15 protein-coding genes are annotated in these 10,811 nt (G+C 66.6%); 8 read left to right on the top strand and 7 right to left on the bottom strand.

The window, feature by feature from the left end; translation table 11 throughout:
- The first annotated feature begins 314 nt into the window (after window positions 1-314).
- A complete protein-coding gene (locus NATOC_RS16100; protein ID WP_015322538.1) occupies window positions 315-851 on the top strand; it encodes a DUF7344 domain-containing protein in 537 nt (178 codons plus the stop codon).
- Window positions 852-986: 135 nt separating this feature from the next.
- Here NATOC_RS16100 and NATOC_RS16095 read toward each other — a convergent pair whose 3' ends face one another.
- From NATOC_RS16095 to NATOC_RS16085, 3 genes are all read right to left on the bottom strand, one after another.
- Window positions 987-1,982 carry a DUF1616 domain-containing protein gene (locus tag NATOC_RS16095; protein ID WP_015322537.1) on the bottom strand — a complete coding sequence of 332 codons (996 nt, stop codon included), beginning with the start codon at window positions 1,980-1,982 and terminating at the stop codon, window positions 987-989.
- Window positions 1,983-2,146: 164 nt separating this feature from the next.
- Entirely contained in the window at window positions 2,147-2,422 is a 276-nt protein-coding gene (locus tag NATOC_RS16090; protein WP_015322536.1) for a PadR family transcriptional regulator, read from the bottom strand.
- A 163-nt stretch (window positions 2,423-2,585) separates the two neighbouring features.
- Window positions 2,586-2,915 (bottom strand): helix-turn-helix domain-containing protein, encoded by a 330-nt coding sequence (locus tag NATOC_RS16085; RefSeq protein WP_015322535.1) that lies wholly within the window; start codon window positions 2,913-2,915, stop codon window positions 2,586-2,588.
- 510 nt (window positions 2,916-3,425) lie between these two features.
- Between NATOC_RS16085 and NATOC_RS22465 the strand changes: the two genes are divergently transcribed.
- Both NATOC_RS22465 and NATOC_RS16080 read left to right on the top strand, forming a co-directional pair.
- Window positions 3,426-3,584: a DUF7563 family protein gene (locus NATOC_RS22465; RefSeq protein ID WP_008425347.1), complete on the top strand. Its 159-nt coding sequence runs from the start codon at window positions 3,426-3,428 to the stop codon at window positions 3,582-3,584.
- Window positions 3,585-3,763: 179 nt separating this feature from the next.
- Window positions 3,764-4,264: a DUF7344 domain-containing protein gene (locus NATOC_RS16080; RefSeq protein WP_015322534.1), complete on the top strand. Its 501-nt coding sequence runs from the start codon at window positions 3,764-3,766 to the stop codon at window positions 4,262-4,264.
- Window positions 4,265-4,283: 19 nt separating this feature from the next.
- On the opposite strand, the gene NATOC_RS16075 is transcribed toward NATOC_RS16080, so the two are convergent.
- The 3 genes from NATOC_RS16075 to NATOC_RS16065 form a co-directional block, all read right to left on the bottom strand.
- Window positions 4,284-4,742: a helix-turn-helix transcriptional regulator gene (locus tag NATOC_RS16075; protein WP_015322533.1), complete on the bottom strand. Its 459-nt coding sequence runs from the start codon at window positions 4,740-4,742 to the stop codon at window positions 4,284-4,286.
- Between the two features lie 208 nt (window positions 4,743-4,950).
- Window positions 4,951-5,304, bottom strand: coding sequence for a hypothetical protein (locus NATOC_RS16070; RefSeq protein WP_015322532.1), 354 nt, complete (start codon window positions 5,302-5,304; stop codon window positions 4,951-4,953).
- Between the two features lie 220 nt (window positions 5,305-5,524).
- Entirely contained in the window at window positions 5,525-5,734 is a 210-nt protein-coding gene (locus NATOC_RS16065) for a hypothetical protein (RefSeq protein WP_015322531.1), read from the bottom strand.
- Between the two features lie 125 nt (window positions 5,735-5,859).
- On the opposite strand from NATOC_RS16065, the gene NATOC_RS16060 reads away from it, so the two are divergent.
- The 5 genes from NATOC_RS16060 to NATOC_RS16040 all read left to right on the top strand — a co-directional run bounded on the left by NATOC_RS16060 (window position 5,860) and on the right by NATOC_RS16040 (window position 10,507).
- Window positions 5,860-7,134 carry a Single-stranded DNA binding protein gene (locus tag NATOC_RS16060; protein ID WP_015322530.1) on the top strand — a complete coding sequence of 425 codons (1,275 nt, stop codon included), beginning with the start codon at window positions 5,860-5,862 and terminating at the stop codon, window positions 7,132-7,134.
- Window positions 7,131-8,834: a hypothetical protein gene (locus NATOC_RS16055; protein WP_015322529.1), complete on the top strand. Its 1,704-nt coding sequence runs from the start codon at window positions 7,131-7,133 to the stop codon at window positions 8,832-8,834. Before NATOC_RS16060 ends, NATOC_RS16055 begins: the two co-directional genes overlap by 4 nt.
- Before the next feature lie 7 nt (window positions 8,835-8,841).
- A complete protein-coding gene (locus tag NATOC_RS16050; RefSeq protein ID WP_015322528.1) occupies window positions 8,842-9,633 on the top strand; it encodes a metallophosphoesterase in 792 nt (263 codons plus the stop codon).
- Between the two features lie 68 nt (window positions 9,634-9,701).
- Complete coding sequence (locus NATOC_RS16045; RefSeq protein WP_015322527.1) at window positions 9,702-10,160, top strand: molybdopterin-dependent oxidoreductase; 459 nt, start codon at window positions 9,702-9,704, stop codon at window positions 10,158-10,160.
- Between the two features lie 62 nt (window positions 10,161-10,222).
- Window positions 10,223-10,507 carry a hypothetical protein gene (locus NATOC_RS16040; protein WP_015322526.1) on the top strand — a complete coding sequence of 95 codons (285 nt, stop codon included), beginning with the start codon at window positions 10,223-10,225 and terminating at the stop codon, window positions 10,505-10,507.
- On the opposite strand, the gene NATOC_RS16035 is transcribed toward NATOC_RS16040, so the two are convergent.
- Window positions 10,508-10,792 carry a hypothetical protein gene (locus NATOC_RS16035; protein ID WP_015322525.1) on the bottom strand — a complete coding sequence of 95 codons (285 nt, stop codon included), beginning with the start codon at window positions 10,790-10,792 and terminating at the stop codon, window positions 10,508-10,510.
- Between the last annotated feature and the right edge of the window lie 19 nt (window positions 10,793-10,811).

Genomic DNA, 10,811 nt, shown 5'->3' with positions numbered 1-10,811 from the left:
CGGGTACTCGTCAGGACACACCCGACAGCGAGGCTTTGTTATCCCCGGCTTGACGGCCCCGTAGTCCCGTACTACGTCCTCGCCCGGGGGACGAAACGGGCCGAGATCCGACAGCGCGACCGATCGTCGTCGGACCGTATTCGAGAGCTCCCGAAACGTCGCTTCTGACGTCAATCACGGGTTCTAACCGGTATATAGCGGTTTCGATCGGGTAGCCGAGTGATAGTAAAGGGCCACTCCGTGCCACTCGGTGGTGTGAGTCATCCGATCAGCCCCCGCGGACGGGACCGGGAGACGGAATCGCGAGGGAAACCATGACCGATCGCGAGTTCGGCCAGGCCGAACTGTTCGACGTCTTCAGCAACGCCCGCAGGCGCCACGCCGTCAGATATCTGAAACGGCGGGGCGGCACCTGCGATCTCGCACCGCTGGTCGAACAGGTCGCCGCCTGGGAGAACGGGATCGGGACCGACGACGTGACCCGAACCCAGCGACGCCGGGTCTACATCTCGCTGTATCAGACCCACCTGCCGATGCTCGAAGATCACGGCATCGTCGACTGGAATCCCGACACGCACACGATCGAGCTCCTCCCCAACGCCGACGTCTTCGAGCCGTACCTCGACAGGCGACCGGGCTCCCAGCGACCCTGGCACCGGATCTACGCCGCGGTGACGGCGCTCGGCGTCGTGGGCCTCGTCCTGGCCTGGCTGTCGGTCGGCCCCGTCACGACGGCGCTGGCCCCGGCGGTCGCAGTCGCGCTCTGTCTCGCGGTGCTGGCGGTAGCGATCGTCCAACACGTCTCCCGGCGTCCGGAGCTGACGCTGCCGTTCGGACCGATCGGACGGTAGTTCGATCCCGTCCCGAGAGAAACCCCCGTTCCCGTGGCGACGCGAGGGTGTGTCCCGATCACCTCGGTGACGATCAGCCAGGGCTGACCTCCTCCCACGACTTCAGTCGTGGGCCCGCGCTATCAGTATCTCAGTCTACTCTCCGGCTTCCGGCTCCTCGGTGACGGTCACCCAGAAGTACGTCTCCTCGAGGGCGTCCTCGTTCGTCGGCACGGCCGGCGTCTCGCCCGCCTCAAACAGCAGGACGCTGATTCGGACCGTCTCGCCGGACTCGGCCGCGGGCGTCACCTCGTAGCTGCCGTCCTCGGCCGACCCCGCTCCGACCGTCGCTCCGAACCGATCGTGCTCCGCGCGGTCGACGACCTCGCCGTCCTCGACGAGTTGCTCCTGGACGACCAGCTCGTACTCACGCGTCTCCTCGCCGCCGTTCTCGACCTCGATCGTCACCGGCACCGACTCGCCGGGCGCGACGGTGTCCGGGAACTCCCCCGCGACGAGGTCGCCGTCCTCGGTCTCGGAGTACAGCGAGAGCTGATCGTAGCCGCCCGCGGAGGCAGGAAACAGGAAGCCAACGGCGAGGGCTCCGACCGCCAGCGCGATCGCGACGCCGAGGACGATCGCCGACAGCTGCAAGCCTCCGCCCAGTCGCTCGCGGATCGTCCGGATCGAGACGGTAAACCGGGCAGTTGTAGGGGTCCGCAGACGACGGACGACCCCGAGCTGGGCTAGCCCGACCGCGACGACCGCCAGCCCGCCGGCGGCCGACGCCGCCCCGAGCTCGAGGCCGAGGAGGGGAAGCGCGATCACGACGATCGGCCCGACGGCGAGCGAGAGCGCGAACGCGAGCGCGAGCCGTTCGACGGTGTCGATCCCGCGAGGACGGCGGTCGGTCGCCGTCGGCGCCGTCTGCCGGGCGGCTCGTTCTCCGGCCGGGAAAAGCACCGAAACGAGGGCGTAGCCGGGCAGGAACAGCGCGAGCGGGAGCGTCGCAGCCAGCCGTGGGACCGACCCGGGTTCGAAACCGGTGACGGCGTAATACGAGAGCGCCGCCGCAACCGAGACCACCGCCAGATCGAGCGGATACCACCGGAGGAAGCCGAACCGCACCCCCTCACTCGTCGGATGGCTCATGCGGCGGTCACCACGGCTGGGCGATCGGTCGACGGCACGAAGACGGGAGTGACGACCATGTAGTCGTTGCAGCCGTCCTCGCTCGCGGGCTTTGTTATAGCCGGGTTACTGGCTCGCGAGCGAAAATGCACGGATCCGACTCCGACGGGATCGTCAGCGTTCGGCTACAGATCGACGTACTGTTGTTCCCACTCGCGGCGCTCGCTGATCTGTTCGCGTCCCGCGTCGGTAATCGCGTAGTAGTTGGTTCGCCTGTCGAGCTGTCCTTTCTCGACGAGTTCCTTGTTGACGAGCGTGTCGAGGTTGGGGTACAGCCGTCCGTGGTTGATCTCGGAGCTGTAGTACTGTTCGACCTCGTCTTTGACCGTCTGTCCGGACGGGCGATCGGCACCCGCAATCACGTACAGGAGGTCACGCTGGAAGCCGGTCAGATCGTGCATTGCTCAATCACACTGACCGTTCCACTGAGTAGATATTTGTTATCCGTATCATACAGCCGCAGTAGTAGTTCGTTCCGGTCCGGAGCTTCGAAGTAAAGTGATCCCTCACGGAACGGTCGTTCGTTCCAGCACGTCCCCCGAACGCCGTTGTTCGACTCCGCCGCTATTCGGCTTTCGACAGCGAGACGTCGATGCCGCTCGAATCGATTCGGACACGCAGTCCCTCGACGGTCGCCCTGTAGGCCGTCGTATGCGACCCGTTCTCCTCGAAGCGCACACACTCCTCGAGGAGCTCGCTTTCCAGAAGGTTGTTGATGCGCCGATAGACGGTCGCCGAGGAGCTGTCGGTTCGGGCGGTCAGCTCCTTGGCCGTCTTCGGCCCGTCGCTGGTCGCAACGAGGATCGTTCGTGCACAGTCGTCCCCGAGGACGTTGAGCTGCACTGACGGGTTCGAGTCCGATTCCGCTCGTGTCTCGGTCGCTTGCGTTGACATAGTTGTGATCACCCAGCTGTACCGGAGTCGCCTGCCGGTAACCGGTTCGAACTCCGGTCGTAGAGCCGCGGCGGACCACGGTCGACGACCGCGGTGCCACGTTCCAACACGTAGATCGGTAAGCGATAGTGGTATTTGATAACGGTGGACCTTACACGCAGTTGCAAAATAGCCGTCAACAGAAACTACCGCTTTCGGTCGAGAAACGCACAGTTTCGACATCGAGACATCGCGGCAGCGGCTGGCGAACGCGAAAGAACGCGGCTGAATTCACCTTGAGATCGGTTCCGAACCGCTGAACGGGAACGCCCCCTAACCGGAGTTTGAGGCCCTCATGCGCCCAGAAATGACGGGTTTCCGTGTCCGTCGACCCGGTCACGGAGTGAACGGTCTGTGTCTTTTATTCACATCTGCTTCCCTGCATGGAGTGAGGTTGGACAGCGCGGTTCCGCGCCGTCCACAACCCCCCTTCCCCTACCCATGAAATCCACACAACACGGCTGGAAACCGATGGAATCGTCGTCGGCAGGCGCTCGCTGTCGAAACTGTGGGACACACGTCACCCAGCAGTTCGCCCGCGTCTTCGGGGACAACGGCGACGTCGTCCACGGCTGTCCCGCCTGTACGACGTATCGGGAGATGCAGTCCGGTGGCCACCTTCCCCGCTAGCCGTCCGATCCGTTTTCGCCGTGTTAGTTTCCCGTCCCAGTGGATGGAAGACAATCCTTCCGGAACGGAAGATCGGGAATTAATACCGCAGGTTGAAGTCGGTGGTCGATGAAAGCAACGCGTATGGCAGTGGGTGGTAGACCGGTCGAGAACCGCACGGCGTCAGACGATTCTTGAGAATGTCCGTTCAGACGAACCGAACAGACACCCTCGAGGAAAGCGAGGTCTTTCACATCCTGGGGAACGATCGCAGACGGTCGATCGTCCAGCTGCTCGCCGCAGAGTCCGGGCAGATCGACGTCTCGGACGTTGCAACCGAGATCGCGTCGACCGAATCGGACTCGTCGTCGGTCCCGAACAACCTCTACAAGAGCGTCTACGTCTCCCTCCAGCAGACCCACCTCCCGCAGCTCCAGGAGGACGCCGTCATCGAGTACGACTCCGAGTCGAAGACGATCCGTCCGGGACCGAACTTCGAGGACGTCCTGGGCTACGTCGACGGGGAGATGAACGACCGTTCGTCGACGCTTCGGCTCCATCTCGGTGTCTGTCTGGCCGGGCTGTTGCTCATCGCCGCTGCCGGCTTCGACGGAGTCGCCCCGGTTCTCGATCCCGTTCTCACGAGCGTCCTCGTGTTACTGGTCGTCGCCGCGAGCAGCCTCTACCAGCTACTGGGGTAGCCGACTCGACACCCGCCGATCACTCGTTTTGCGGTCGCTCCGGTGACCTCGAGGCCGTCGGTTCGTGACCCGGCAGACAGACCAGATTTTCCCGCCCGAGCCGGAGCTTCGTGACCTGCTCGTCCTCCTCGAGTTCTGCCAGCAGCCGGCTCACCTTCGCTTTCGACCAGTCGACGGAGTCGACGATCTTCGACTGTTTCATCCGACCGCCGTTCTCCTTGATGAGCTCACACACCCGCTCCCGGTCGGTCATGAACTCCTCCTCCCGGCGCGGGTCCGACTCGCGTCCGATCGTCGTCGTTTCGACCAGCTGGTTCCGGACGACGAGGACGCCGCCGAGTATCACCAGCGCGACAAGTCCGGCGACGGCTGCGAGGTGTGGGTCCCAGACGAGTCCGGGAACCGTTTCCTCGCCGTGGACGACGTCCTCGGTGATCGACGGGACGAACACGACGGAAGAGGGGTACGTGGGCATCATGGTGGCTGGAGAGATCGGTCCGGACGAGCGACGGACGACCGTCTTACGCTGAACGGTCGACACCACTCCACAAAGTATTTTTTATAAATCATGTATTGTTACCCCTCCCACTGTATATCACTTAGAGTCCAGTATCAGGCTATCTAACGACAGTTGGCTTGTCCCGATTTCTATAGTGAAATGTGATATGTCTGTGGATAGTTCGGCGTTACGCCCCCGGAACTCCGGCTGCCTCGAACCCGGTGAGACCGACGAACGCGAGGACATAAAGGACGACGAGCACGGCCAGCCAGGCGATGATCGCGATGATGAGCGCGTCGATCCAGCCGCCCGGGTAGCGGGCGTTGATCACTGCGAGGTAGGCGAGAAACACCAGAATCGGACCGAGCAGCGGGATCCATCCCAGAAAGAACCCGACGACGGCCCAGACGATCGCTCCGATGAGGGCGGTGATCAGGGCGTAGGTGTAGTCCTCGGTGTCGACGACTACCTTCGCGCCGACGAAGATACCGAACGCGCCGATCAGGAGGCTGACCAGGAAGACGACGAGGCTGTCGATCATGATGGAACGCAGCCGGCCGAGCCCGTTAGTTATCTTTCACTTACGCGAACCTGATCGGAAAACGACCGGTCCGTGGCGACCGATTCCGGGACCTCGGGGCGTAAGCGCCCCAATCCGCCGATACCGGGGGAAATCCACGGTTAGCGACAGGACGGCCGCTGGGGCGACGCCGACAGCTGGGACCGAGGCGACGGGGCAACCGCCTTTGGTGACCGGTCGGTCACACGCCTCTTCGCGGATCGTCGCTCGACCCGAGCAGGATTCGGTAGACGATATAGCCGATCAGCAGGGCGAATGCGAACGTCGCGACGGTCTCGGCGAACCAGATGACGGCGTACAGCGCCCGCGTCACGATCCGCACGGCGACGAGGCCGCCGAAGATCAGGGCGACGAACGCCAGGCCGCCGAGCGCAGCCTTGATCCGTTCCATACGCGACCATGATCCACCGGCGGGATGAACGTACCGTTCGCCCGCGTCCTCGGGCCCGCCCCGCTCGGTTTCACTTTCACCGTATTCCGCGAACGCTTTTCAGGCCCGCGCGCGAAGGGCCGGTGATGGAACTCGACGATCATGCCGAGGAGCTCGCCTCCGACCTCGGTGTCGACAAAGAGGAGGTCAAATCCGACCTGCAGAACTTAGTGGAGTACAGCGTCCCGGTCGACGAAGCCAAACAGAGCCTGCGCCGGAAGTACGGCGACGGCTCGAGCGGCGGGGGCGGAACCCCCTCGGCGAAGAACGTCGCCGACGTCACTCCCGAGGACGGCTCGGTCACCGTCACCGCCACCGTCCTCACGGCCGGGAAGCGGTCGATCCGCTACCAGGGCTCGGACCACGTCATCGTGGAGGGCCAGCTGGCCGACGAGACCGGGCGGATCGACTACACCGCCTGGGAGGAGTTCGGCCTCGAGCCCGGCGACACGATCACCGCAGGCAACGCCGGCGTCCGCGAGTGGGACGGCGAGCCCGAACTGAACCTCGGCGAGAGCACCGCGCTGTCCTTCGAGGACGACTCCCTGGCGGTGCCCGACGAGATCGGCGGCGAGGCCCAGCTCGCCGACCTCGAGACGGGCGACCGCGCGCGCACGATCGAGGTCGCCGTCCTCGAGTGCGAACGCCGGACGATCGACGGCCGCGACGGCGAGACGGAGATTTTGAGCGGCGTCCTCGGCGACGAGAGCGGCCGCCTGCCCTTTACGAACTGGGAGCCGGCCCCCGAGATCGAGGACGGCGGCCCGGTTCGTATCGAGAACGCCTACGTCCAGGAGTTCCGCGGCGTTCCCGAGGTGAACGTCTCGGAGTTCTCGCGGGTCACCCCGATCGACCGAGAGATCGACGTCGGCAGCGACGCGACGACGATGGACGTCGGGGAGGCCGTCCGCACCGGCGGGATCTACGACGTCGAACTCGTCGGCAACGCGATCGCGGTCCGGGACGGTTCGGGGCTGATCCAGCGCTGTCCGGAGTGTTACCGCGTGATCCAGAAGGGTCAGTGCCGGACCCACGGCGACGTCGACGGGATCGACGACCTGCGGGTGAAGGCGATCATCGACGACGGCACCGGGACCGTCACGGCGATCCTCGACGACGAGCTGACCGAGGACGTCTACGGCGGCAACCTCGAGGACGCCCTCGAGGCCGCCCGCGAGGCGATGGACCAGGAGGTCGTCGCCGACGAGATCCGTGAGAACATCGTGGGCCGGGAGTACCGCGTGCGGGGGCACCTCTCGGTCGACGAGTACGGCGCGAACCTCGACGCAGAGGCCTTCGAGGAGAACGACGACGATCCGGCCGCGCGTGCGACGGCCTTCCTCGAGGAGGTGGACGCATGAGCGCCGACGAGAACGGCGAGGAGATCCCCGGACGGGAGATCGCCTACCGACTGTTCGCGGCCGAGTACGACGACGCCTCGCTCTCGTACGCCGAAAGCGACGAGGAGCGGGCGCCCAACTACGTGGTCACGCCGACGGGCGCGCGGCTCAACCGCGTGTTCGTCGCCGGCACGCTCACCGAGGTCACGTCGGTCAACGACGAGATGGTCCGGGCCCGGGTCGTCGATCCGACCGGCGCCTTCGTCGTCTACGCGGGCCAGTACCAGCCCGACGAACTGGCTTACCTCGAGAACGTCGACGTTCCGGAGTTCGTCGCCGTCACCGGGAAGGCCCGCACCTTCGAGCCCGAGGACGGCGATCGGGTCTACACCTCGATCCGTCCCGAGTCGATCGCGACGATCGACGCCGACACGCGCGACCGCTGGGTCGTCAGCGCCGCCGAGCGGACGATCGAGCGGATCGGAACCTACGCGGCCGCCGACGCTCTCGACGCGGACGGCGACGTCCTCGCGAGTGCGCTCGTCGAAAACGGCGTCGAAACCGGCCTCGCGGACGGAATCGCGCTCGCGCGGGACCACTACGGGACGACGCCGGACTACCTCGCCGCCCTGCGGGACTGCGCGCTCGAGGCCTGCGAGGTCGTCGCGGGCGAGCGCGACCAGGTGAGCGGACTCGGGCTCGCGCCCGACGAGTCGAGCCCGGAGTACGGGGCGACGTTCGACTCGCTGGCCGGGCTGGGCGAGACCGAGGTCGACGAATCCGACGCCGCGACCCCGTCAGAAGACGAGACTCCCGACCCCGCCGAGGTAACTGCGGGCGAGGACGAGCCGGAACCGGTGACGTCGGCGACGGCCGACGAGTTCTCGGCGAGCGAGGACGTCCCGACGGACGCCGCCGGCGAGGACCCGGCGTTCGACGCCGACGAATCCGACACGGCGACCGCTTCCGAGGACGAGACTCCCGACCCCGCCGCGGTAACTGCGGGCGAGGACGAGCCGGAGTCGGTGACATCGGCGACAGCCGACGAGTTCTCGGCGAGCGAGGAGGTCCCGAGCGACCCGGAGACGACCGTCGAGACCGGTAATGACGAGCCGGCTGTGGAGCCCGAAGCGACACCCGAGACCGAGGAACCGGCACTCGACGTCGACGACGAGGCCGACGACGCGCTCGAGGCGACGCCCGAAACCGACGAGAGCGCCGACGAGGAGCTCGGCGACTTCGACGGCGGCGGGATGTACGAGATGGACGACGACGAGCGCGAGCAGATCGAGGAGGAGTTCGGTGCGGAGTTCGCGACGGGGACCGAGGTCGACGAGCCCGGCGAGAACGACATCGACGTTCCGGAGCCCGAAACCGACGCCGACGCCGGAGTCGACGAGGAACTCGATGCGGACTCGACCCTCGGCTCGGCGGCCGAACCGGACACCGAGCCGGAGGCCGATGCCCCCTCGGCCGCCGACGGGTCTGACGCCGAGGAAAGCGACGCGGACGACGAGCCCGCGTCGGTCGACCTCGAGTCGGCGGTCGTCGAGACGATGGCGGAGCTCGACGACGGCGACGGCGCCGACCGGGCTACGGTCGTCGAACGGGTCGCCGCCGAAACCGGCGCCGACGAGGACGCCGTCGAGGACGCGATCGAGGACGCGCTGATGGGCGGGCAGTGTTACGAGCCCGCCGATGGAACGCTGAAGGCGATCTGAGCGAGCGATGGTCGCCGACCCGAACCGGCCGACGCCGGCCGTCGAGCCAGTCCCTGACGAACCGGCAGCCGTCGCGACCGTCGGCGACGAACGTGCACTGCTGGTCGCCGACTACCACGCCGGTTACGAGGCCGGGCTGCGCCACGAGCGGGGCGTCGACGTCCCGAGCCGAGCCCCGGAGCGCCGCGACCGCCTGCTTGCGGTGCTCGAACGGACCGGAGTCGACCGGCTGGTCGTCCTCGGGGATCTGATGCACTCGATCGGCGACCCCGGCGGCGCCGAACGCGGCGAACTCGAGGTACTGTTCGATTCCCTGCCCTCTGCCCTCGAGACGACCGTCGTAAAGGGCAACCACGACGGCGGGATCGCCGACTGGCTCGCGGACGCAACGATCGTCCCCGGCGACGGGACGACGCTTGGCTCGATCGGCGTCTGCCACGGCCATACCTGGCCCGCACCCGACGTCCTCGAGAGTGACGTCCTCTGTCTCGGTCACGAACATCCTTGCGTTCGCCTCGAGGACGAGGTCGGCGGCAGCCGCGTCGAACCGGCGTGGCTCAGAGGACGGATCGATCCCGAACCGTTTCGCGACCGCCCCGAGTACGCCGACGTCGACTGGCTTGCGGACGGTGATCCGCCCCGGCTGATCGTCCTGCCGGCGTTCAACGACCTCGTTGGGGGGACGTGGATAAACGTCCCTGGGCAGTCGTTTCTCTCGCCGTTCCTTCCGGAGGGGTTGACGTCGGGCGAGGCGTACCTGCTCGACGGGACGCGGCTCGGTCCGTACCGAGAGCTGTAGCGCCGGCGGGATCCCAGTGGCTGGGAACGGGCGGAACGGAAAGGAGTGCTCCGATCCAAGCGACGCGTATGAGCGTTCCGCCCGCATCCGTACTCGAGCGACCGATCCGTCTCGTCGGCAGCCGAGATCGACGCCTCGAGGCAACCGATTTCGCCGCCCTCGAGCGGGCGAGCCGCGAAATCGAGATCGTCTGTGCGACCGGCGATCGGTTCACCGCGCGCTGGAGCGGCGTTCCGATCCCATCGCTGCTCGAAATCGTGGCGGCGCCTCCGGAGACGACCCACCTGCTCGTCGACTCCCGGGACGGACTGCGAGCCTGCGTTTCCGTCGAGGACGCCCTCGAGGGCCTGCTCGCGGTCACGAAGGACGGACGCCCGCTCTCCGAGAGCGACGACTGTGCAACGCGGTTCGTGGCGCCCGGGATCGACGGCGTGCGGACGGTCAAAGGCGTCGCACGGATCGAGACGACCACGCTTGCACCCGGCGTCGATCCCGAGGACCGCGAGCGACGCGGCCCCTCGGCGTGAGTGCGAGGCGGCCGGCGTATGGAGGCCCAATTCCAATGCTCCGGCCGCGGGAACGACGGCGTATGGCACTGGAAACTTACCGACTCGAGGTCCAAGGCTCCGAGACCGGGCTCGACGCCGACGTCTACGACGACGAGGAGATGATCGAGGAGTCGACCCACGTCAGCTACGAGGACTTCGACGCCGCGGCGACCGAAGGCGCCGCGGAAGTTTCGAAAAACGAAGCGGTCACCGCCGACGTGACCGACGTCGACATCCAGGTCCAGCGCGACGGAACCGCGTTCACCTTCGAGCTGCTGGGCGATCGGGAGACGCTTGCGACGATTCGGGTCGACGACGAGGAGTAGTCACGGACGCACCGTTTTCGATCTGATCGCGTCACCCTCTCGCCACTGGTAGTGGCGATACGTCTCGCCGTCGACCTCGAGCGTCGAGACCGTCGCCTCCTCCGGGACGCCGTCCGGACGACCGTCGTTCTCAGTCGACCGGGATTCGGCCCACGTCGCCAACGCGTCGGCGTGGTCGGCGACCGTCCGGATCGTCCCGGGGTCACAGTCGGCGAGCGCCTCGAGGACGGCGCGCAGCTCCGGATCGAGTTCGTCGGGCGGGGTCGGCCGGTCGGCTGGTGGCATCGTCACGACGGTACGGCCG

Source organism: Natronococcus occultus SP4 (genome assembly GCF_000328685.1).
GTDB lineage: Archaea > Halobacteriota > Halobacteria > Halobacteriales > Natrialbaceae > Natronococcus > Natronococcus occultus.
This window is presented reverse-complemented; position numbering and strand designations above follow the sequence as displayed.